At 61.9% G+C, this 22,651-nt stretch carries 22 protein-coding genes; 10 read left to right on the top strand and 12 right to left on the bottom strand.

Annotated features, from left to right (window positions below):
* Positions 1 to 115 precede the first annotated feature (115 nt).
* The 5 genes from glyA to HX830_RS06110 all read left to right on the top strand — a co-directional run bounded on the left by glyA (position 116) and on the right by HX830_RS06110 (position 5,063).
* The gene (glyA, locus tag HX830_RS06130) at positions 116 to 1,369 is read left to right on the top strand and encodes a serine hydroxymethyltransferase (protein ID WP_103497057.1); all 1,254 of its coding nucleotides are present in this window, start codon (positions 116 to 118) and stop codon (positions 1,367 to 1,369) included.
* A 232-nt stretch (positions 1,370 to 1,601) separates the two neighbouring features.
* Entirely contained in the window at positions 1,602 to 1,841 is a 240-nt protein-coding gene (locus tag HX830_RS06125) for a hypothetical protein (protein ID WP_177099327.1), read from the top strand.
* 405 nt (positions 1,842 to 2,246) lie between these two features.
* Complete coding sequence (locus HX830_RS06120; RefSeq protein ID WP_103497059.1) at positions 2,247 to 3,560, top strand: C4-dicarboxylate transporter DctA; 1,314 nt, start codon at positions 2,247 to 2,249, stop codon at positions 3,558 to 3,560.
* Between the two features lie 98 nt (positions 3,561 to 3,658).
* Positions 3,659 to 4,369, top strand: coding sequence for a FadR/GntR family transcriptional regulator (locus HX830_RS06115; RefSeq protein WP_103497061.1), 711 nt, complete (start codon positions 3,659 to 3,661; stop codon positions 4,367 to 4,369).
* 25 nt (positions 4,370 to 4,394) lie between these two features.
* Positions 4,395 to 5,063 (top strand): GntR family transcriptional regulator, encoded by a 669-nt coding sequence (locus tag HX830_RS06110; RefSeq protein WP_177099325.1) that lies wholly within the window; start codon positions 4,395 to 4,397, stop codon positions 5,061 to 5,063.
* Between the two features lie 260 nt (positions 5,064 to 5,323).
* Here HX830_RS06110 and yjiA read toward each other — a convergent pair whose 3' ends face one another.
* The 3 genes from yjiA to HX830_RS06095 form a co-directional block, all read right to left on the bottom strand.
* The gene (yjiA, locus tag HX830_RS06105) at positions 5,324 to 6,310 is read right to left on the bottom strand and encodes a GTPase (protein ID WP_177099323.1); all 987 of its coding nucleotides are present in this window, start codon (positions 6,308 to 6,310) and stop codon (positions 5,324 to 5,326) included.
* Between the two features lie 137 nt (positions 6,311 to 6,447).
* Positions 6,448 to 6,645 carry a YbdD/YjiX family protein gene (locus HX830_RS06100; RefSeq protein ID WP_017123431.1) on the bottom strand — a complete coding sequence of 66 codons (198 nt, stop codon included), beginning with the start codon at positions 6,643 to 6,645 and terminating at the stop codon, positions 6,448 to 6,450.
* Between the two features lie 15 nt (positions 6,646 to 6,660).
* A complete protein-coding gene (locus HX830_RS06095) occupies positions 6,661 to 8,727 on the bottom strand; it encodes a carbon starvation CstA family protein (protein ID WP_177099320.1) in 2,067 nt (688 codons plus the stop codon).
* 233 nt (positions 8,728 to 8,960) lie between these two features.
* Between HX830_RS06095 and HX830_RS06090 the strand changes: the two genes are divergently transcribed.
* Positions 8,961 to 9,329 carry a PilZ domain-containing protein gene (locus HX830_RS06090; RefSeq protein ID WP_152741773.1) on the top strand — a complete coding sequence of 123 codons (369 nt, stop codon included), beginning with the start codon at positions 8,961 to 8,963 and terminating at the stop codon, positions 9,327 to 9,329.
* Positions 9,330 to 9,421: 92 nt separating this feature from the next.
* On the opposite strand, the gene HX830_RS06085 is transcribed toward HX830_RS06090, so the two are convergent.
* The 4 genes from HX830_RS06085 to katB form a co-directional block, all read right to left on the bottom strand.
* Complete coding sequence (locus HX830_RS06085) at positions 9,422 to 10,147, bottom strand: hypothetical protein (RefSeq protein WP_177099318.1); 726 nt, start codon at positions 10,145 to 10,147, stop codon at positions 9,422 to 9,424.
* A 46-nt stretch (positions 10,148 to 10,193) separates the two neighbouring features.
* Complete coding sequence (gene radA, locus HX830_RS06080) at positions 10,194 to 11,561, bottom strand: DNA repair protein RadA (RefSeq protein ID WP_100941462.1); 1,368 nt, start codon at positions 11,559 to 11,561, stop codon at positions 10,194 to 10,196.
* 45 nt (positions 11,562 to 11,606) lie between these two features.
* A complete protein-coding gene (locus tag HX830_RS06075; RefSeq protein ID WP_103499710.1) occupies positions 11,607 to 12,158 on the bottom strand; it encodes an ankyrin repeat domain-containing protein in 552 nt (183 codons plus the stop codon).
* 197 nt (positions 12,159 to 12,355) lie between these two features.
* Positions 12,356 to 13,897 (bottom strand): catalase KatB, encoded by a 1,542-nt coding sequence (gene katB / locus HX830_RS06070; protein ID WP_177099316.1) that lies wholly within the window; start codon positions 13,895 to 13,897, stop codon positions 12,356 to 12,358.
* A 285-nt stretch (positions 13,898 to 14,182) separates the two neighbouring features.
* Between katB and mscL the strand changes: the two genes are divergently transcribed.
* Positions 14,183 to 14,596, top strand: a complete 414-nt coding sequence (gene mscL / locus HX830_RS06065; RefSeq protein WP_177099314.1) for a large-conductance mechanosensitive channel protein MscL — start codon at positions 14,183 to 14,185, stop codon at positions 14,594 to 14,596.
* Positions 14,597 to 14,617: 21 nt separating this feature from the next.
* On the opposite strand, the gene HX830_RS06060 is transcribed toward mscL, so the two are convergent.
* A complete protein-coding gene (locus HX830_RS06060; RefSeq protein ID WP_177099312.1) occupies positions 14,618 to 15,394 on the bottom strand; it encodes a ferredoxin--NADP reductase in 777 nt (258 codons plus the stop codon).
* 418 nt (positions 15,395 to 15,812) lie between these two features.
* On the opposite strand from HX830_RS06060, the gene HX830_RS06055 reads away from it, so the two are divergent.
* Together HX830_RS06055 and HX830_RS06050 are read left to right on the top strand one after the other, a co-directional pair.
* Entirely contained in the window at positions 15,813 to 16,526 is a 714-nt protein-coding gene (locus HX830_RS06055; protein ID WP_103498102.1) for a helix-turn-helix transcriptional regulator, read from the top strand.
* Positions 16,527 to 16,673: 147 nt separating this feature from the next.
* Positions 16,674 to 17,798, top strand: a complete 1,125-nt coding sequence (locus HX830_RS06050) for a methyltransferase (protein WP_177099310.1) — start codon at positions 16,674 to 16,676, stop codon at positions 17,796 to 17,798.
* A gap of 133 nt (positions 17,799 to 17,931) precedes the next feature.
* Here HX830_RS06050 and HX830_RS06045 read toward each other — a convergent pair whose 3' ends face one another.
* The 3 genes from HX830_RS06045 to HX830_RS06035 all read right to left on the bottom strand — a co-directional run bounded on the left by HX830_RS06045 (position 17,932) and on the right by HX830_RS06035 (position 20,633).
* Entirely contained in the window at positions 17,932 to 18,099 is a 168-nt protein-coding gene (locus HX830_RS06045) for a DUF2474 domain-containing protein (protein ID WP_177099308.1), read from the bottom strand.
* Between the two features lie 89 nt (positions 18,100 to 18,188).
* On the bottom strand, positions 18,189 to 19,196 hold the full coding sequence (gene cydB, locus HX830_RS06040) for a cytochrome d ubiquinol oxidase subunit II (protein ID WP_100941470.1): 1,008 nt from the start codon (positions 19,194 to 19,196) through the stop codon (positions 18,189 to 18,191).
* Between the two features lie 3 nt (positions 19,197 to 19,199).
* Positions 19,200 to 20,633, bottom strand: coding sequence for a cytochrome ubiquinol oxidase subunit I (locus HX830_RS06035; RefSeq protein WP_177099306.1), 1,434 nt, complete (start codon positions 20,631 to 20,633; stop codon positions 19,200 to 19,202).
* 209 nt (positions 20,634 to 20,842) lie between these two features.
* Between HX830_RS06035 and HX830_RS06030 the strand changes: the two genes are divergently transcribed.
* A complete protein-coding gene (locus HX830_RS06030) occupies positions 20,843 to 22,105 on the top strand; it encodes an MFS transporter (protein ID WP_152741764.1) in 1,263 nt (420 codons plus the stop codon).
* Here the strand turns inward: HX830_RS06030 and HX830_RS06025 are convergent.
* Positions 22,102 to 22,554, bottom strand: a complete 453-nt coding sequence (locus HX830_RS06025; RefSeq protein WP_103495862.1) for a DUF4879 domain-containing protein — start codon at positions 22,552 to 22,554, stop codon at positions 22,102 to 22,104. The two genes, HX830_RS06030 and HX830_RS06025, sit on opposite strands and share 4 nt — an antisense overlap.
* Between the last annotated feature and the right edge of the window lie 97 nt (positions 22,555 to 22,651).

The raw sequence follows: 22,651 nt of genomic DNA, 5'->3' as shown, positions 1-22,651 counted from the left end.
GCCGCCACCCTCAAGTGAGCGCCGCTTATCCGCGACATGATGCCCTTTCATATGCCAGATAAAACCCATTGGGTTAGAATGCCTTCTTTTCTGCCCCCGATCCTTGAGGACCGCCATGTTCAGCCGTGATTTGACTATTGCCAAGTACGACGCCGATCTCTTTGCCGCCATGGAGCAAGAAGCTCAGCGCCAGGAAGAGCACATCGAGCTGATCGCCTCGGAAAACTACACCAGCCCCGCGGTGATGGAAGCCCAGGGCTCGGTCCTGACCAACAAGTACGCCGAAGGCTATCCGGGCAAGCGTTACTACGGCGGCTGCGAATACGTCGACGTGGTTGAGCAGTTGGCCATCGACCGTGCCAAGGAACTGTTCGGCGCCGATTACGCCAACGTCCAGCCACACGCCGGCTCCCAGGCCAACTCGGCCGTTTACCTGGCCCTGCTGCAAGGCGGCGACACCATCCTGGGCATGAGCCTGGCCCATGGCGGTCACCTGACCCACGGCGCCAGCGTTTCCTCCTCCGGCAAGCTGTACAACGCCGTTCAATACGGTATCGATGCCAATGGCCTGATCGACTACGACGAAGTCGAGCGCCTGGCGGTCGAGCACAAGCCGAAAATGATCGTGGCCGGTTTCTCCGCCTACTCGCAGATCCTCGACTTCCCACGTTTCCGCGCCATCGCCGACAAGGTCGGTGCCTACCTGTTCGTCGACATGGCCCACGTGGCCGGTCTGGTCGCCGCTGGCGTCTACCCGAACCCGGTGCCGTTCGCCGACGTGGTCACCACCACCACCCACAAGACCCTGCGCGGTCCACGTGGTGGCCTGATCCTCGCTCGCGCCAACGCCGAGATCGAGAAGAAGCTGAACTCCGCCGTATTCCCGGGCGCCCAGGGCGGCCCGCTGGAGCACGTAATCGCGGCCAAGGCGATCTGCTTCAAGGAAGCGCTGCAGCCTGAGTTCAAGGCCTATCAGCAACAAGTGGTGAAAAACGCCCAGGCCATGGCCGAAGTGTTTATCGAGCGCGGTTTCGACGTGGTTTCCGGCGGTACCAAGAACCACCTGTTCCTGCTCTCGCTGATCAAGCAGGACATCTCCGGTAAAGACGCCGACGCCGCACTGGGCAAAGCCTTCATCACCGTGAACAAGAACTCGGTGCCGAACGACCCACGCTCCCCGTTCGTCACCTCCGGCCTGCGTTTCGGTACCCCGGCTGTCACCACCCGTGGCTTCAAGGAAACCGACTGCCGCGAACTGGCCGGCTGGATCTGCGACATCCTGGCTGACCTGAATAACGAAGCGGTGATCGACGCCGTTCGCGAGAAGGTCAAGGCGATCTGCAAGAAGCTGCCGGTTTACGGCGCTTGATAGCGGTTCGCTGAAAGCCCATCTGGCCGACAGGCCGGTAGACTGAAACCAATGCCCCGACTTGTCGGGGCATTGGTGTTTTTGTCCCCTGTAAAAGCAAAGCCTTTACACCTTGCCATCAGCTTTCAGACACAAAGCCGGAAACACCTGTCGGTCACTGACGACTTTCGCCAATACGTCTGGCGATGCGTAAAGGACATGCTGATACCTCATTCAAAACGAGGTTTCAGCCATGATAAAACCCATTATCCGAGGCGCCACACTGGCCGTGTTCAGCATCGCGCTCACCACGGCTGTACACGCAGACACCACCACGGATAACGAGTACAACTGCTTTGCACTCACACCTTCACCCCAAGCCCCCCAAGGCGTCGAAGTCGCCCACGAAAGAATGCTCGCGGCCACCGCGCAAGGCGCGGAAGTCAAAATGGCCCGCAAGTATCTCCAGGCTGAGACGGTTCGCTGCTTCTAGAACCGAAGACGTGCCGTCAACCCGCGCCCACTCGGTCCCCCTCCAAGAGCCCGGCCAGCCATGGCCGGGCTTTTTTTCGCCTGGAGGAAACTCGCCGTCCGTCGCCCCTTCGCAGTAAAGCAGCACCTTGCGGCGGAGCACCATTTTGTGGGAGCCGGCTTGCTGGCGATGGCGGTCTGAAGGCTTGCATCGCACTTGCGGGCCTCATCGCCGGCAAGCCAGCTCCTACAGGACCAGCATTACTGGTCAGACCGGTCCAACCAATTTCGCGAAAATCCCTTGTTATCCGGGAAAAACCGGGCGTAGACTGGCCCCGCACTGGACATACCGGTAAGACCACAACAATTAAGTTCCGAAGCTGCGGCCACAGGCCCGGATCACGGAACACCGACCAGGATCCTCCCCATGCTCAGATGGTGCTCGCGTTCGATTTTCCTTCAGGTTGTCCTTGGACTGGTGCTCGGCATCATCTGCGGACTCGCCCTTCCCGAATTTTCCGTCCAACTCAAACCCCTCGGCGACGGCTTTATCAAGCTGATCAAGATGCTGATCGGACTGATCGTCTTCTGCGTGGTGGTCAGCGGCATCTCCGGTGCCGGCGACCTGAAGAAAGTCGGGCGGATCGGCCTCAAATCGGTGATCTACTTCGAAGTCCTGACCACCATCGCCCTGTTGATCGGGCTGATCCTGGCCTTTTCCACCGGCATCGGCAGTGGCGCCAATATTCATCTGGAGCAGCTGTCCAAGGTGGCCCTGGGCGACCTCGCCGACCGTGGCCAGCATATGCGCGGGACCACGCAGTTCCTGATGGACCTGATCCCCAACTCGGTGATCGGCGCCTTTGCCGACAACAACATTCTCCAGGTGCTGCTGTTCTCCGTACTGTTCGGCAGCGCCCTGAACCTGGTGGGCGAGTCGGCGTCAGGCATCTCGCGCTTGATCAATGAACTCAGCCACGTGATCTTCCGCATCATGGGCATGATCGTGCGCCTGGCGCCGATTGGCGTCTTCGGCGCCATCGCTTTCACCACCAGCACCTACGGCCTGGACTCGCTGCGCCAGCTCGGCAGCCTGGTGGCGTTGTTCTACGTGACCTGCCTGTGCTTCGTGCTGGTGATCCTCGGCCTGGTGATGCGCCTGTCCGGCCTGCGGATCCTGCCCTTCCTCAAGTACCTGCGCGAAGACCTGCTGATCGTGATGGGTACAGCGTCCTCGGATGCCGTGCTGCCGCAGGTCATGCGCAAGCTCGAGCACCTGGGGATAGGCAGTTCGACGGTGGGCCTGGTGATCCCGACCGGGTACTCGTTCAACCTGGACGGTTTCTCGATCTACCTGACCCTGGCCATCGTCTTTATCGCCAATGCCACCGGCACCCCGCTGGCGCTGACCGACCTGCTGACCATCCTGCTGGTGTCGCTGATCACCTCCAAAGGCGCCCACGGTATTCCCGGCTCGGCCCTGGTGATCCTCGCCGCCACCCTGACGGCCATTCCGGCGATCCCGGTGGTCGGGCTGGTGTTGGTGCTGGCGGTCGACTGGTTCATGGGCATCGGCCGGGCCATGACCAACCTGGTCGGCAACTGCGTGGCGACCGTGGCCATCGCCCGCTGGGAAAAGGACATCGATGTGCAGCGGGCCCACAAGGTCCTCGATGGCCAGCAAGGTTATGCCTTTACGCCGAGAAAGCCGGCAACACCGGCTCATCAGCAGGAGTTTTGATGCCAGGCGCCCGGGGACGGGCGCCGGTACTGGCCCCTGGCCCGCGAAACAAGCGCCGGCCTCGGGTCGTGGCCTCACCGTTTTATCTGGAGTACACCGTGATTACCTCAACCGTTGTCAATTCAGTCGTAGAAAAACTCCGGGCGGCCCTGGCCCGGGGCCAGTGGCGCCGTGGTGAGATGCTGCCGGGCCAGCGTGAACTGGCCGAACAGCTGGGCATCAGCCGCCCGAGCCTGCGCGAAGCCGTGACCGTGCTGGAAACCCTTGGCCTGGTGCGCTCGATGCCGGGCAAAGGGGTGGTGGTGCTCGACGCCGCCCCCAGCGAAACCTCGACCGCCCACAGCGGCGTGGCCGACGCCAGCCTCGAAGATGTGCTGCAACTGCGCTACACCCTGGAGCCGTTTATCGTCGGGCTGGTGGCGCAGTCCATCAGCAGCAAGGAAGTCGGCCAACTGCGCCTGACCCTGATGGACATGCGCGAAGCCCTGGAGGCCGACGACAGCGAAGCCGGGATGAACGCCTACATCGCCTTCCATGAAGAGCTGTTCGCCCTGACCGCCAACCCGATCTTCCAGAACGTGGTGCAACAGACCAGCAACGCCCTCAAGCAGAGCGCCGAGGTCCTGCGCAATTCGCCGGAACACCTGGCGGAACGCCTGCTGGAAAACGAGGCCGTAGTGCGCGCCATCCGCAACAAGAACAGCGCCCTGGCCAGCGCGGAAATGCGTCGCCATATCCTCCAGGAAGGCCGACGCATGGGCATCGAACTCACCATCCCGGACGACCATCTGGGCAGTACCGAGCAATAACCCACCCGCCAAGGGGAGACCGGATATGAACAGCGTTGCGACATCCCTGCCCTTCACCACCCGGCGTACCGTGGTGCCGCCACAGGGCCCGGCTTTCTGCGCCGAGACGCTCTACGCCCAGGTGTTCGAAGACATCCTCGACCGCCAGTTTGCCGAGGGGTTGAGTGAAGAGGCCCTGATACGCGTCTACGGCGCGGGTCGCAGCCAGGTGCGCCGGGTCATGAGCCGTCTGGCGCGGCAACAGATCATTCTTACCCGCCCCAACCAACGCGCCCGGGTCGCCGAGCCGGACGCCGAACAGATCCGCCAGACCCTGCAAGCGCGGCGGCTGGCCGAGATCAGCGTTATCGAGCTGGTTTGCGCCAAGTCCGCTGGACTGACGTTTGCAGCGCTTCGCACGCTGGTCGCCCGTGAACGCCAGAATGCCGAAACTGGCCGGCAGAGCACGGCGACAAGGCTGGGGGGCGAGTTTCATCTGGAATTGGCGAGGATGGCCGGCAACGCCCCCCTGGCGCACTTTCTCAGCGGGCTGGTGCCGCTGACCGGGTTGGCCCTGGCGCAACATTCGGCGCGCAACGAGGACTGGCGAGTACGTGAGGCCATCGTCAATGCCGTGGAAAACGGCAATGCCGGAGTCGGCGTCGAATGGCTGACGGAGTACCTGGATCAGCTTGGCGTCCTGCAGTGGTCCTGAGTCCGCCAAAATCTTCCCAGGAAGCCAGCCGTCCCAGTTAAACGCGGACCCAACCGTGGCGAGCGGGCTTGCCTTAATGCCGTTCATGTCGAGGGGAATGGAATACTGAAAACGCCACTTAACCTGTAGGAGCAGGGCTTGCCCGCGAAGCTTTTAGCGATCTTGAGGCCCCCTTCGCTGGCAAGCCATGCTCCTACAAGGACGGTGTTCGGCCTTAACTGAACGGCATCAGGGTTTGCCCAGTCACCACAGTGCTCACATCAAGCCGTCGCGACCTTCGCAAAGCCTTCGCGAATCTTCTCTTCCGGCAGGTCATCGGCAATAAACACGATCACGCTCTCCCGCGCCGCGCCCTCTTCCCACTCGGTATCCCAGTCGAAACCGTACAGCTTGAGCACCCCCTGGAACACCATGCGCCGGGGCTCCCCGGCGATATTCAACACGCCCTTGTAGCGCAGCAACTGTTTGCCGTGATCTTCCAGCAGTTCGTTCATGAACTCGCTGAGCTTGTCGATATCCAGCGGCTGATCGGTACGCAGCACCAGGCTGGAAATACGGTCGATGGATGCGGCCTTGCTGACCGGACGCAAACTCAAGCCGCCACCCAGGTCGGCATTGAGATTGAAGCCGCGCACATCGAGCAGTTCGGCCAGATCAATGTTGCCGTGCTCGACGATACGGATCGGTGCCCGGCGATTGATCCGCGTCAGCCGTTCGCTCAAGGCCGTAAACGTCGCTTCATCCACCAGGTCACGCTTGCTCACCAGCAGCCGGTCGGCAAAACCGATCTGCGCCTGGGCGATGGCCTGGGTCAGGTGGTGCTCGGCATGGGCCGCGTCCACCAGGGTGATGATGCCGTCGAGCAGATAACGCTCGCGCAATTCCTCGTCGATAAAAAAGGTCTGCGCCACCGGGGCCGGGTCGGCCAGACCGGTGCACTCGATCACCAGTCGGTCGAAGGCGATTTCGCCGCTGTCCAGGCGCTCCAGCAGCAGATACAGGGCCTTGGTCAGGTCAGTGTGAATGGTGCAGCAGACGCAGCCGTTGGACAGCGTCATCACTTGCACCGGCTCGGCACCCAGCAGTTGGGTGTCGATGCCGGCGTCGCTGAATTCGTTCTCGATCACGGCGATTTTCAGGCCGTGCTCGGCTTTGAGCAGATGGCGCAGCAAGGTGGTCTTGCCGGCGCCGAGGAAACCGCTCAGGACGGTCACAGGAATAGGAACTGACAAACAGAAATCTCCCATACGCTAAAAAAACGATGGGAGCCCGGCTTGCCGGCGATGGCGTCCGCAAGATCGCCATCGCCGGCAAGCCGGGCTCCCACAGTGACAGTGTTCAGCCTTGAATAACCCGGTACGCCCTCAAGAGAGCGCCACCCGGGTCAACAGCACTTCGGCCCGCCCTTGCCCCCATAACGGGCTTCCTGGCGTTCCCGGAAGAACGCCTCGTAGGTCATGACCGGCTTGTCCGGGTGCTTGTTCTGCATATGCTCGACGTAGGTGTCGTAGTCGGGCATGCCGACCATCAGGCGCGCGGCCTGACCGAGGTATTTACCGAGGCGACTCAGGTCGTTGAACATGGCGGTATTCCTCTTTTACGCTTCAGGCACGGCCTGGAACGGGGTTTCTTTGTCCGTGCGTTCCTTGTTGCCCCAGGCCGAGACACCGACCTTGATGGCATAGAACAGCACACTGAATACCACAAACAGGAAGAGTGCCGTCAACGCCGCGTTGGTATAGGCATTGAAGATCACGTGCTGCATCTGGTTGATGTCCTTGGCCGGGGCGATCACCTGCCCTGCCTCCAACGCTACGCTGTATTTCTTCGCCAGGGAAAGGAAACCGATGGCCGGATTGGCGTCGAACAGCTTGATAAAGCCGGCGGTGGTGGTACAGATCAGCAACCAGGCGGCAGGCAGCAAGGTCACCCAGATATAGCGCTGGCGTTTCATCTTGATCAGCACCACGGTGCCGAGCATCAGCGCGATACCGGCCAGCATCTGGTTGGAGATACCGAACAGCGGCCACAAGGTGTTGATGCCGCCCAACGGGTCGATCACGCCTTGATACAGCAGGTAACCCCACATCGCCACGCATCCGGCGGTGGCGATCAGGTTGGCGGTCCAGGACTCGGTGCGCTTGAGCGCCGGGACGAAGGAGCCGAGCAGATCCTGCAGCATGAAACGTCCGGCACGGGTACCGGCATCCACCGCCGTCAGGATAAACAGTGCTTCGAACAGGATCGCGAAGTGGTACCAGAACGCCATGCTGTTCTCACCGGGGAGGACATGGTGGAGGATCTGCGCGATACCGACCGCCAGGGTCGGCGCACCGCCGGCACGTGACAGCACGGTGGTTTCACCGATGTCCTTGGCCACGGCCAGCAGGGCGTCAGGGGTGATCGCAAAGCCCCAACTGGTGACGGTCTGTGCCACCGTCACCACATCACTGCCGACCGCCGCCGCCGGGCTGTTCATGGCGAAGTACACGCCTGGCTCGATCACCGAAGCGGCGACCATCGCCATAATGGCCACAAAGGACTCCATCAGCATGCCGCCGTAACCGATATAACGGGCGTTGGTTTCCTTGTCCAGCAGCTTGGGCGTGGTCCCGGAGGCGATCAGCGCGTGGAAACCGGACACCGCACCGCAGGCGATGGTGATGAACAGGAACGGGAACAGGCCGCCTTTCCAGACCGGACCTGTGCCGTCGACGAACTGGGTCAGCGCCGGCATTTTCAGCACGGGCATGGTGATCAGGATGCCGATCGCCAGGGCGATGATGGTGCCGATCTTGAGAAAGGTCGACAGGTAGTCGCGCGGCGCCAGAATCAGCCAGACCGGCAACACTGCTGCCACAAAACCGTAACCGACCAGCATCCAGGTGATCTGTACGCCAGTGAAGCTGAAGGCCTTGGCCCACACAGGGTCGGCGGCAATCTGCCCGCCCAGCCAGATCGAGCCGAGCAACAGGAGCACGCCGACAATGGAGATTTCACCGATGCGGCCCGGGCGGATATAGCGCATGTAGATGCCCATGAACATCGCGATCGGGATGGTCGCCATCACCGTGAAGATACCCCATGGGCTCTCGGCCAGGGCCTTGACCACGATCAGCGCCAGCACCGCGAGGATGATGATCATGATCAGGAAGCAGCCGAACAGGGCGATGGTCCCCGGCACGCGGCCCATTTCCTCACGGACCATATCGCCCAGGGAACGGCCGTTGCGGCGGGTGGAGAGGAACAGGACGATAAAGTCCTGCACCGCACCGGCCAGGACTACACCGGCGATCAGCCAGAGCGTGCCAGGCAGATACCCCATCTGCGCCGCCAGCACCGGCCCGACCAACGGTCCCGCGCCGGCGATGGCCGCGAAGTGGTGACCGAAAAGAATGTGTTTGTTGGTCGGCACATAGTCCAGACCGTCATTATTGAGCACCGCCGGCGTGGCCCGATTGGCATCGAGCTGCATGACATTGTTGGCGATGAACAAACTGTAGTAACGATAGGCAACCAGATAGATCGCCACAGCGGCGACCACGATCCACAAGGCGTTGATCGCCTCGCCGCGGCGCAAGGCCACTACGCCCAGGGCGCATGCTCCAACGATTGCCAGCAGCAGCCAGGGTAGGTGGCGTAGCGGGCTATTATTATTTTTCATTTTTATATTCCAGCCAGAGAGGACAAGAAAGACAGCTACCTTGAGTTTAGCGCCAACAGGGCCAAAGGCCATACCCGACATTGCTCGAGAACGGCTTTTTTGCCCCTGAGCGATGGCTTGCAATGGCCACCCACCCTGGCCCACGGCAGCACAAATCGTGTGGTATCCGGCTATACATTCGCTCCTGCTGGCTGTGGAGGCTATAGTCAGTGAATACGCCAAGGAGCCACGTCATGAGCGACCCGCATTCCAATCGACGCCAATTCAAACGTATTGATTTCGACGCCGACACCACCCTCAGCCAGGGCTCCACCGTCTGGTCGGCGCATCTGATCGACCTGTCGCTCAAGGGGCTGCTACTTCAGCGACCCGGCACCTGGGATGACAGCAACGAGGGCATCTTCCGCGTCGACATTCGCCTGGCGGCAAACGCCCATGTCGAAATGGATGCCGAACTGGTGCACCGGGAAAAAGACCACCTGGGCTTCAAGTGCCTGCATATCGGCCTGGAATCGATCCAGCACCTGCGGCGCCTGATCGAGTTGAATCTGGCCGACGCGGCGGAACTCGAACGGGAACTGGGCGCCCTGATCGAGCTGTAAACAAAGCCCTAGAAAAATTGTGGGAGCCGGCTTGCCGGCGATGCGGCGGTGAATACCCCCTCGCAATCACTGGCAAACCCGCACCGGCACCATCAGGGAAACGCCGAGCGCTGCGGAAAATCGCTCTCGGTGTCCCAATACCCCGCCTCTTGCCGCGACGACAATTGCCAGGCGCCGTTCTTGAACCGATAAGTCCGGTAGGTAGTGACGAACTCTTCATCCTCGCTCGCCGGCGACGAGGACACCTGCTGGATCTGTGCCACGCCGTCCGCCGTCGGCGCGCCGACCTGCCAGGCCGCCTTGCCGGTCTGGGCCAGGAACAGCGCCTCGCTCTTGCCCTCCGCCGTCCGATAGACCGTGGCGTTGAGCTTGCCCGTCGACGGCATCAGTACCTGGGTGGCCGGACCGCTGTAGGTGCCCATCGGCGCCGTTTCATCGATGGTCAGGAAATAGGCCGGGGCCGGCAGACCCACCAGGGGGGCTTTCTCAACCGTGGCCAGCGGATAACCCAGGCTTTTGTTTTCCAGCGCCTCACCGGAGGCCGCCAGCAAGCGTACCTGGGCGTCGACGAACGGCTTGTTCTCGACATCCGCGGCGAGCACCTGGTCATCGATACTTTCCGGTTCCGTACCGTTGCCCCACAGGGCGCGATGCAGGTCCGGAGTCATCCGCACGTCCTCCAGTATCTCCAACACCTGCCCGTTATCGATCGGCAATTGTTGGGCCACGCGATAACCGGCGGGCACCTCTGTCGCCCCTGCCAAGCCGCACCACACGGCCAATCCCAACCCCAGCACGGCCGAGTTGAAACCTTTCATCCTTTGACTCCCTTCCCAATAGGTCGATTGATAGATGAAGCGATCATTATTCAAACAACGCATCCAAAGCCTGCTCCAACCGCGTCACCGCGATGATCACCAACCCCGGCGGCGCTTCTTTCGGCGCATTGCCCTTGGGCACGATGGCCCGCTTGAAACCATGCTTGGCCGCCTCTTTAAGACGCTCCTGGCCGCTGGGCACCGGCCGCACTTCGCCGGACAGGCCTACCTCGCCGAACACCAGCAGGTCGTGGGGCAATGGCCGGTTGCGCAGGCTGGACATGATCGCCGCCAGCAGCGCCAGGTCCGAGGCGGTCTCCAGGACCTTGACCCCGCCGACGACGTTGAGGAACACATCCTGGTCGTGGGTCGGAATCCCGCCATGGCGGTGCAGGACCGCCAGCAGCATCGCCAGGCGATTCGGGTCCAGCCCGAGGGTGACCCGGCGCGGGTTGGCCAGGTGACTGTCGTCCACCAGGGCCTGCACCTCCACCAGCATCGGCCGGGTGCCTTCCCAGGTGGCCATGACCACACTGCCCGGCACTTCTTCCTGGGCCCGTGTCAGGAAAATCGCCGAGGGGTTGGAGACTTCCTTCAGGCCACGGTCGGTCATGCCGAACACGCCCAGTTCATTGACCGCCCCGAAACGGTTCTTCACCGCGCGCAACAGGCGCAGGCGGCCATCGGACTCACCCTCGAAATACAGCACGGTGTCGACCATGTGCTCAAGCACCCGCGGCCCGGCCAGGGCGCCTTCCTTGGTCACGTGACCGACCAGGAAAATCGCCGTGCCGCTCTGCTTCGCATAACGCACCAGCAGCGCCGCGCTCTCGCGGACCTGGGACACGCCGCCCGGTGCCGATTGCAGTTGCTCGGTGAAAATGGTCTGGATCGAGTCGATCACCATGACCTTGGGTTTTTCCACCCGGGCGGTGGCAATGATGGTTTCGATGCAGGTCTCGGTCATCACCCGCAGTTGGTCCTGGGGCAGGCCCAGGCGCCGGGCGCGCATGGCGACCTGTTGTTGCGATTCTTCGCCGGTGACATACAGCGCCGGCATGCGCGTGGCGAGATTGCACAGGGTCTGCAGCAGAATGGTCGACTTGCCGATGCCCGGGTCGCCACCGATCAGCACCACCGAGCCGTCCACCAGGCCGCCGCCGAGCACTCGGTCGAGTTCCCCGGACGCCGTGGAAAAACGCGGGATTTCCTCGACGCTGACTTCGGCCAGGGTCTTGATCTGCGCCTGTTGCCCGGCCCAGCCGGTGCGACCGCTGGGCGGCGCGGCACCGCCGCTTTCCACCATCGTCTCGGTCAGGGTGTTCCAGGCCCCGCATTCACCGCACTGGCCGGCCCACTTGGGAAAGGTCGCGCCGCACTCGGTGCAGCCGTACATGCGCTTGGCCTTGGCCATCTGAACCCCCACGCAAAACCGCGATGATAGCTCAGCTGGCGGCGATCAGCGCGGCGCCGGCGTGCGGATTTCGCCGTCCGCCAGACGCGCCGCGCTATTGCCCAGGGGATCTTCGGCGTCGAGGTTGGCACCTTTGGCCGCCAGGGCGTCGAGCAACCCGGTACGTTTGAACAACCCGGCGTACATGGCCGCCGTCTGGCCGGCGCCGTTGCGTTGGTCCGGGTTGCAGTCGGTGGCGAGCAGGCGCCGGGCGATGCTCACCTCGCCCTTGAAGATCGCGCCCATCAACGCGGTGTTGCCGCGTTTGTCCTGGGTGCAGGCATTGGCTCCGGCGGCCAGCAGGCGTTCGACCGCCGGGCCCTGGCCGTGATAGGCCGCCAGGATCAGCGCGGTGTAGCCCTGGTCGTCCTGGGTATCGAGGCTGTAGCCGGCGTCGATAAAGGTGTTGAGCATCTCGACGTCGCCACGGCGGGCGGCATCGAAATAGTAATCCTTGAGCTGCGCCTGGAGCGCGGCCGGGTCGGTGGGAACCGGTGCCTCTTGGGCTGAAGCGCCGAAGGCACAGGTCAGTAAAAGCAGGAAAGCATAAATACGCATGGAGAAACTCCGTTGCGGTGGGAAGCCGGAAGGTGTTTGGTGAGTTCAAGGGCCTCTTCGCGGCGATGCGGCGTCCCGACAAGCTCCGCTCCCACAGGATTTGAGTCGAGCCCAGGTTTTGTGTACGACACAAAACCTGTGGGAGCGGAGCTTGCCCGCGAAGAGGCCGGCACTGACACAACAACTATCGGGGATTGCTAGTCCGCCAGCTTCGCCGCCAACGCCTTGACCCGTGCCAGGTCACCCTTGGCCACCTTGGTCACCCCCGCGCCATACTCCGGGTCGGCCTTGTAGAGAAACGACAGCATGATGTGCTTGCTCTCGTCGTCGGTGTCCGCCAGGGAACCGCCGAAGTTCTCGATCAGGTCCTGCTTTTCCTTCTTGCTGTAGGAGCGGTACAGGTCACCGGCCTGCTTGAAGTTCTGCTCGCGCTGGATCTTCGCCTGCTGGGTGCTGCCCGCCAGGGCCAATTGGCTGTAACGGGCCGCCTGCGGCTCCTCGCGAGGCAACAGGCGGCTGGGCTGGTAATTCACCCCGGCGCTGCTGTGGCCGCTGTTCATCGCCCCATCCTGATTGCCGTTGTTGACCGCGACTTTCGGCGCGTTGATCGGCAACTGCAACGCGTTCGGCCCCAGACGATACATCTGGGTATCGGCATAGGAAAAGACCCGGCCCTGCAACAGCCGGTCCTCGGACGGCTCGATACCCGGCACCAGGTTGGCCGGGGCCATGGCCACCTGCTCGGTTTCCTGGAAGACATTCGCCGGGTTGCGATCCAGCACCATCTGCCCGACCTTGCGCTCAGGCACGCCCGGCCAGATCTTGGTGGCGTCCAGTGCATCGAAGTCGAACTTGCCCAGGTCCTCTGGCGCCAGGACCTGGACATAAAGATCCCACTTCGGAAACTCGCCCTTGTTGATATGCGCCACCAGATCGTGGGTCATATGGCTGTAATCCTTGCCCTGCACTTCGACCACCGATTTTGGATCCAAGTTTCGAATCCCTTGCAGACTCTTCCAATGGAACTTGACGTAATGCACGTCGCCCTTGGCATTGATCAACTTGTAGGCGTGCACACCGTTGCCATCCATCTCCCGGTAACTGGCCGGCGTGCCGGAGTCCGAGTACAACTCGGTCAGCGTGCGAGTGGCTTCAGGGACATGGGAGAAAAAGTCGAAGCGCCGCGAGTCGTCATCGAGATTAGTCCGCGGATCGGGCTTGAAGGCATGCACCATGTCCGGGAACTTGATGGCATCGCGAATGAAGAAGGTCGGGAAGTTGTTGCCCACCAGGTCCCAGTTGCCTTCGCTGGTATAGAACTTGGTGGCAAAGCCGCGCGGGTCGCGCAGGGTTTCCGGCGAATGATTACCGTGCACCACTGCGGAGAAACGCACGAATACCGGCGTGGCACTGCCGGCGGCAAAGACCTTGGCCTTGCTCAGGTCGCTCAGGTCATCGGTGACGGTAAAGGTGCCATGGGCACCGGTGCCGCGCGCATGCACCACACGCTCAGGAATACGCTCACGGTCGAAGCGCTGGAGTTTCTGGATCAGTTGCACGTCCTGCAGCAGCACCGGCCCGGCGGCACCGGCGGTCTGCGAGTTCTGGTTATCGCCGACCGCGGCACCGTTATCACGGGTCAGGGTCGCGGCGTGGACGGACAGGGATAGCAGGCTGGCGCTCAAGACACACAGCACGCGCCTTGAAGAAACGCTTCCAAGGGCAGGAATGATGTTCATGTCGGACTCCTCTGGTTTTTGTAGAGCGCATTCCAATGCGCTGACCAGAGGCTAGTGACTGAAGCCCGGTTCTCTAAATAGAAAAGCCTGAAGAGGTCGATTGAAAAAATAGACGAGCCATCCGCCGCCAGGGCGCGTATTTCGCGCGATTGCTGGCACTTTGCAAACTTTTCCCCGGGCAACCGGTCGATTAGAGCAAGCGCAGCCGGCTCCGCGCATCCTGCAAGATCCGCGCGGCTCCATTACACTGCGATCACTCCACTCATCTGTAACAAGGAATAACCTATGAGCGTGCTCAGTGAGTTCAAGGCCTTCGCGGTCAAGGGCAATGTGGTCGACATGGCCGTCGGTATCATCATCGGCGCGGCCTTCGGCAAGATCGTTTCGTCGTTTGTCGGCGACGTGGTGATGCCTCCGATCGGGCTGCTCATCGGCGGGGTCGACTTCAGTGCCCTGGCCATTACCTTGAAAGCCGCCGACGGCAATGTGCCAGCCGTGGTCCTGGCCTATGGCAAATTCATTCAGAGCTGCATCGACTTCATCATCGTCGCCTTCGCCATTTTCATGGGGGTCAAGGCCATCAACCGGCTCAAGCGCGAAGAGGCGGTAGCCCCGACCGTGCCGCCGATCCCGACCAAGGAAGAGGAACTGCTGGGTGAGATCCGCGACCTGCTCAAGGCCCAGGCCAACAAGCCCTGACTGCCACAACGCAGTGTCGCCCTACCAATAGTTCTCTACCGCCACCTGCCCGGGGCGCCGGCTCAGACTGAGCTGCAAGCCCCGTTGCTTGAGCAGCGCCCGGGTGTCATCGATCATCTGTGGATTGCCGCACAGCATCACCCGGGAATGCTCGGGTGACAGCGCCACCCCCGCCACCCGTTCAAGCTCGCCGCTCTCGATCAAGTGAGTGATGCGTCCGTTCAACAGACCCGGACACTGCTCGCGGGTCACCGTGGCAATGAACTGCAATTTGTGGCCGTGCTCGGCCAGGTAATCGCGCCCGGCCAGACCAGCAATCAGTTCCCCATAGGCCAGCTCCGCCGCCTCGCGGGCACTGTAGACCAGGATGATCCGCTCGAAGCGCTCCCAGACCTCGAAATCCTGCAGGATCGACAGGAACGGCGCGATACCGGTGCCGGTGGCCAGCAACCAGAGGTCGCGCCCGTCGACGAAACGGTCCAGGGTCAGGTAGCCAAATGCCTGTTTGTCCACCAGCAAGGTGTCGCCCTCGCGCAGACGACTCAGCTCGCTGGTGAATTCGCCCTCGGGCACGACGATGGAAAAGAATTCGAGGAACTCGTCATGGGGTGAGGACACCATCGAATAAGCCCGCCACACGACACTACCGTCGGCCTTGCTCACCCCAAGGCGGGCGAACTGGCCGGCTCGAAAACGAAAGCCGGCATCACGGCTGGCGCGCAAGGTGAACAGACTGGGGGTCAAGGGCTGGACATCGTGCAGCACCTGGCGGGTGAACTTCTCGGCGCTGGCAGTCATGACGTTCTCCGTAAGGCAGTGAACGTCAGTGTCGCGCAAAGTCCATGGGAGAAACACCGGTACTTTGTGTTGGTATAGGATTTCCGGAAAACTTATACACATTAATTACAAAAATACACATACAACTGAAAACAACAGCTTATATAAAACATTTCGACCAGCACTTAGTAAACACTCACAAATAGAAGCTCTTGCAGAGTCCGCAAAGGCCCTACTTACACCCACACCCTCCGCAAGGGTACAATCCAAAATGATAGCAAACCGCCCTCAATTACCGCACGACGCGCGATAACTGCTTTTTTTTAAAGTCGATAAAAATATCATCGGAGAGCAAAAAACATCGGCCCGCAATACGGATCTTTCCTACACTATTCCCGTCACCTTCGACCGTTACACGCAATCACGGAAGGGCACCTCAATGGAGAACTGGCAGGACAATCAACTGCATCAGCTCATGAGTGAAAAAGAAGAACAAGCAATCTTCAACGCAGTTTTCAATCTGGCCATGCAAATAGGTTTCACCTACGTATCATTCAGAATGACCACCTTACTCGGAAGCCATCAAACAAACAGCACAAGCTTCAACAACTACCCAAGTGAATGGAACAGATGCTATCAGCGCAACAACTACCAAACGATCGATCCGTTGGTTTTCCACTGTCATCGTTCGGTGTTCCCGATCCTCTGGTCCCCGGAGGTCTTTCAATCCACCCCAACACTCTGGAGAGACATGCAAGAGCATGGGTTGAGACAAGGATGCTCACAGTCCGTCCATGACGTTCGCGGCATCGTCAGTACCTTGAGTCTGGCGCGCAATTCGGTCCCGATTACCACCGATGAGTTCTACAGCAAGGCAGGGCAAGTGCTCTGGCTGTGCAACTGGCTGCATTCAGCGCTGGCAGACAAGCTGCTGCCGACCCCACGGTCGGACAACAGCTACCCGTTGTCGCCGCGCGAAGCCGAGATCATGAAGTGGACCGCGGAAGGCAAGACCGCCTCCGAGATTGCCGACATTCTCCACCTGACCACGCGCACCGTGGGTTTTCACATGAGCACGATCATGAGGAAGTTCGGGGTCAACAACAAAGCTTCCGCCGTCTTGTGTGCCGCCAAATCAGGGCTGCTTTTCTGAACGAGCACGGAGCGACCAGGCAGAAGGACCTGCCCTCAGAAGAAACAGGCAATCCGCGCCAAACCCACGTAAAATCCTTCGAACTTCTCTTCCCGCTTGTCCTGTCCTGACCTGTGACGAGGCAACATCGACGCTCCAGAGCCCTCCATGCCCCTGCTAGAAAGCCCGTTTGCCCGACTCGACCTGATCCGCCAGCCCGAACAACAGAACGAGCCCCTGCAAGCCTTCGATGCCGCGGATGAGTACCTGCTCGCGCATCTGGCCGAGCAAGGCGTGTCGGCCGAGACCCGGGTGCTGGTACTCAACGACAGCTTCGGCGCCCTGGCCAGCAGCCTGGCCGGACAGGTGCGGGTGACCAGCAGCGGCGACTCGTTCCTCGGTGCCCTGGCGCTGGAAAAGAACCTGGTGCGTAACGGCCAGGCCTTCGACGCGGTGCCGCATATCCCCGCCAGCGAGACCTGGGCCGGGCCCTTCGACCGGGTGTTGATCCGGGTGCCGAAGACCCTCGCGCTGCTGGAAGAACAGCTGATTCGCCTGCAAGGCCAGCTGGCCCCGGGCGCCCAGGTGATCGCCGGCGCCATGATCAAGCACCTGCCCAGGGCCGCCGGCGATCTGCTGGAGCGTTATATCGGCCCGGTGCAGGCGTCCCTGGCGGTGAAGAAGGCCCGCTTGCTGATCGCCACGCCCGAGGCCCGGGAGCCGGCCATATCGCCCTACCCGACGCGCTACCGGCTCGACGAACCGGCCATCGAGCTGCTCAACCACGCCAATGTGTTCTGCCGCGAAGGCCTGGACATCGGCACCCGGGCCTTCCTGCCCCATCTGCCGGGCAACCTGGGTAGCGCGCAGGTCGCGGACCTGGGCTGCGGCAACGGGGTATTGGCGATCGCCAGCGCCCTGCAAAACCCCCAGGCCCAGTACACCCTGGTGGATGAGTCGTTCATGGCCGTGCAGTCGGCGCGGGAAAACTGGCGGGCAACGTTGGGCGAGCGCGAGGCAGTGATACGGGCTGGCGACGGCCTGGCGGGACAAGCGCCGCAATCGCTGGACGTGGTGTTGTGCAACCCGCCCTTCCACCAGCAGCAGGTGGTCGGTGACTTCCTCGCCTGGCGGATGTTCCAGCAGGCCCGTGAAGCCCTGGTGGTGGGCGGCGCGCTGTATATCGTCGGCAACCGCCACCTGGGTTATCACAGCAAGCTGGCGCGGTTGTTCCGGGGCGTCGAACAAGTGGCGGCGACGCCCAAGTTCGTGATTCTCAAGGCGCGCAAGTAACCGAACGTCAAAAGCTTCGCGGGCAAGCCCTGCTCCTACAGTTTGATGTCGTACGCAGAGTCTGTGTTCGGCACCGTACTGTAGGAGCAGGGCTTGCCCGCGAAAGGGCCCTCAAGACCGCCAAAAAGGTTGGCTAGTGCGTGGTCATCCCCGCCGCCTTCATGAACAGCCGCATCAGGCTGGCAACCACGAAGAGCGAAAGCACGCTCCCCGTCCAGATAATCACCAGCCAGCCAATACGTTGCCAGAGCGGTTTCTTCTCAGCCGCCTCGATCTCATGCAAAGAAGGTTTGCCTGTCATAAACCCAATCCTCGTCTCTCAAATCCGCTGACGTTCCACAGGACGCCATCGCGAACGAGCCCACTCCTGCACGGAGCGGGCACACTCCCCTAGTGATAACCATCCTCGTGGGTCACCTTGCCGCGGAACACGTAGTAGCTCCAGAAGGTGTAGCCCAGGATGAACGGGATGATGAACAGCGTCCCCACCAGCATGAAGCCCTGGCTTTGCGGCGGCGCGGCGGCGTCCCAGATCGAGATCGACGGCGGCACGATATTCGGCCACAGACTGATGCCCAAGCCGCTGTAGCCGAGGAAAATCAGCGCCAGGGTCAGCAGGAACGGCGTGTAGTGGGCGTTACGTGCCACCGCCCGGAGCAAGCCGTACAGCGTCACCAGCACCAGGATCGGCACCGGCAGGAACCAGAACAGGTTCGGCAAGGTAAACCAGCGCGCGGCGATCTCGGCATGGGCCAGGGGCGTCCAGAGACTGACCACCCCGATCACCGCCAACACCACATAGGCCAGGGGCCGCGCCAGGTCATGCATCTGCTCCTGCAACTTGCCCTCGGTCTTCATGATCAGCCAGGTGCAGCCGAGCAAGGCATAGGCCACCACCAGCGCCACGCCACAGAACAGCGTGAAGGGTGTCAACCAGTCCAGCGAGCCGCCGGCGAACTGGCGATTGACCACCGGAATACCATCGATGAAAGCCCCCAGCGCCACGCCCTGGAAAAAGGTCGCGGTCAGTGAACCACCGATAAACGCCTTGTCCCAGATATGCCGCTTGTGCTCCTTGGCCTTGAAGCGGAACTCAAAGGCCACGCCACGAAAGATCAGCCCGATCAGCATCAGGATCAATGGCAGGTAGAGCGCCGACAGCACCACCGAATAGGCCAGCGGAAACGCGCCGAACAAGGCCGCGCCACCGAGCACCAGCCAGGTTTCGTTGCCGTCCCAGACCGGCGCGACGGTGTTCATCATCACATCGCGGTCACGGTCGTCCTTGATGAAGGGGAAGAGAATGCCGATCCCCAGGTCGAACCCATCCATGACCACGTACATCATGATGCCGAAGATGATGATCACGGCCCAGATCAGCGGAAGATCAATACCCATGACTCAGTTCCCCTTGTTCAGGTGGTGAGCATCTTCGGCGCCATCATCGGCGGCGGAGAGCGGACGGGCCGGCGTACGTTGCTGGCCGGGACCACCGTGGCTCGACTCGGCCCCTTCGTTGGTTTTCGGCCCTTTGCGCACCAGGCGCATCATGTAGCCCAGGCCGGCACCGAACAGCGAGAAATAGACCACGACGAACAGCGCCAGGGTGATGCTCATTTGCACCAAGGTGTGCCCGGACGAAGCATCCGCCGTGCGCATCAGGCCGTAGACCACCCAGGGCTGACGACCGATCTCCGTGGTGAACCAGCCGGCCAGGATCGCGATCAGGCCCGAAGGGCCCATCCACAGCGCCAGGTACAGGAAGGTACGGTTGCTGTAGAGGTGATCACGCTTGCGCAGCCACAGGCTCCAGAGCCCGGTGAAGATCATCAGGAAACCCAGGCCGACCATGACCCGGAACGACCAGAACACAATGGTCGAATTCGGCCGGTCCTCCGGCGGGAACTCCTTGAGGGCCGGCACCTGTTTGTCCAGGCTGTGGGTCAGGATCAGGCTGCCCAGGTAGGGAATCTCCACGGCGAAACGGGTCTTCTCGGCCTTCATGTCCGGCAGGCCAAAGAGGATCAGCGGGGTCGGCTCGTTGCCGACGTTTTCCCAGTGGCCTTCGATGGCGGCAATCTTCGCCGGCTGGTGCTTGAGGGTGTTGAGACCGTGGAAGTCACCGATCACCGCCTGGATCGGCGCGACGATCAGCGCCATCCACATGGCCATCGAGAGCATGGTGCGGATCGCCGGATTATCGCGCCCGCGCAACAGGTGCCAGGCCGCCGACGAGCCGACGAAAAACGCTGTCGCGACAAAGGCCGCCGTGGCCATGTGCATCAACCGATAAGGGAAGGACGGGTTGAACACCACCGCAAACCAGTCCACCGGGATCACCCGGCCGTCGATGATTTCGTAGCCCTGGGGCGTCTGCATCCAGCTGTTGGACGAGAGAATCCAGAAGGTCGAGACCAGCGTCCCGATGGCCACCATCACCGTGGAGAAGAAATGCAGGCCCCGTCCGACGCGGTTCCAACCGAACAGCATCACGCCGAGGAAACCGGCTTCGAGGAAGAACGCCGTGAGCACTTCATAGGTCAGCAACGGCCCGGTGACCGCACCGGCGAAGTCGGAGAAGCGACTCCAGTTGGTCCCGAACTGATAGGCCATGACCAACCCGGAGACCACGCCCATGCCGAAGTTGACGGCAAAGATCTTCGACCAGAAATGGTACAGATCGCGGTAGGTATCGTTGTGCGTCTTCAGCCACAAGCCTTCGAGTACCGCCAGGTAACTCGCCAGGCCGATGGTGATCGCCGGGAACAGGATATGGAAGGAGATGGTAAACGCGAATTGGATTCGGGCGAGATCGAGCGCCTCCAAACCGAACATAATGCTTCCTCTGTCAGGTATTGATCCGGATCAATCAACGTTGAAAGAGTAGTCCCATTCCGACGAGCTGCCTGCGTGGTCTTTTGCCGCGTGACAGGTTGTCTCAGCTCAGATGCCCTTCTGATCCGCAAAAAACCCGTGCAATCTGGCAACTTCTTGTTACACCCAAATGATAACCTCTGCTTTTCCCATGCCCGACCGAGCCCCCGATGCCCGACACCACGCCGTTGCTGTTGCGCCACCACCGTCCGTTCCTGGCTTTCTGGCTGGCACGGATCTTTACCGCCAGCGGCTTCCAGATGCTCACCGTGGCCATCGGCTGGAACCTCTACCAACTGACCGGCAATGTCTTGGACCTGGGCCTGGCGGGTCTGGTGCAGTTTGCCCCGCGGCTGCTGTTCATGCTGCACACCGGCCATGTCGCCGACCGCTACGACCGGCGCTACGTCTCGGCGCTGTGCCAGTCGTTGCAGGCGCTGATCGCCCTGAGCCTGGCCGTCGGCAGCGCGACCCACCACGTGACCCGGGAAATGATCTTTATCCTGGCGTTCCTGCTGGGGGCGGCGCGCTCTTTCGAAATGCCCACCACCCAGGCGCTGTTGCCGTCCATCGTCCCGGCGGCGCTGTTCCCGCGCGCCGTGGCCGCCGCGCAGTCGGCCCAGCAACTGGCGACCATCGTCGCCCCGGCCCTCGGTGGTTTGCTCTATGCCCTGGGCAGTGTCTGGGTCTATGGGCCCACCGTGGCCCTGTATGCGATCGCCTGCCTGCTGATGCTCAACCTGCCGGCGCGGCAGACCGCCCTGAACAAGGGCAAGGCCACCCTGCATTCGCTGTTGGCGGGGATTCGGTTTATCCGCAGTCGCCCGGACATTCTCGGGGCGATTTCCCTGGACCTGTTCGCCGTGCTGCTGGGCGGTGCCACGGCCCTGCTGCCGGTATTCGCCAAGGACATCCTGCTGACCGGCGCCTGGGGCCTGGGCCTGTTGCGCTCGGCCCCGGCGGTGGGCGCCCTGCTGATGTCGCTGTGGCTGGCGCGCTTCCCGGTGGAGCGCAAGGTCGGGCGGATCATGTTCACCGCCGTCGGCGTGTTCGGCGTGGCAACCATCGCCTTCGGCCTGTCGACCTCGTTCTGGTTCTCCCTGGCGGTGCTGGTGGTGCTGGGCGCGGCGGACATGATCAGCATGGTGATCCGTGCGTCCTTCGTGCAGCTGGAAACCCCGGACGAGATGCGCGGCCGGGTCAGCGCCGTGAACGGGTTGTTTATCGGCGCCTCCAACCAGCTCGGCGAATTCGAGTCAGGATTGACGGCCAACTGGTTCGGCACCGTGCCCGCCGTGGTGATGGGCGGCATCGGCACCCTGGTGATCACCGGGAGCTGGATGAAACTGTTTCCGACCCTGGCCCGACGCGACCGTATGCACGAAGCCCCGGGTCAACCGGCACAAGCGGCCGAGCCTGCGAAAGTCGCTTAGTAGGCGGCGATTTGAATTTCCGCCCCCAGGGTCCGCACCGGCGCCGTCAGCGAACGATCGGCGACGACGAAAGTGCCGACCTGCTGGCTGTCCAGCTCAAACACATAGGTGAATTTGTAACCCACCACCTTGCCACTGGTACAAGGTGCGAATGGCCGTTGGAATTCACAGAGTGAACTGCGCGTGGCGTATGTCAGGGGGACACCGTTGAGAAAGGCCAGCAGGCCGTGCCCATAACCCGACTCCACCACTGTCACGGTGATCGGCCCGCGATGGGCGCATTGGGTTTGCGTGCGACCGTCGGATACGTCCTCGACACAGCCCTTGGACACCACCGTATAGAGGCCGACGCCGATCAGCGCCTGGGCCGGCGCGGCAGACGCCGTCAGCACTGTACTGGCCATCACCAGGCCCATACCCAGGACCAGACTCTTCACTCGACTGCTCATAAATCCCTCCGAAAGGAGCCAGCAGTATGCCTGATGGACTCGGCGACGACACCGATGCCCCGCACCAGGACAAATTTTTTGCCCATGTCCTGGCATC

The organism is Pseudomonas gingeri (genome assembly GCF_013385425.1).
GTDB lineage: Bacteria > Pseudomonadota > Gammaproteobacteria > Pseudomonadales > Pseudomonadaceae > Aquipseudomonas > Aquipseudomonas gingeri_D.
This window is presented reverse-complemented; position numbering and strand designations above follow the sequence as displayed.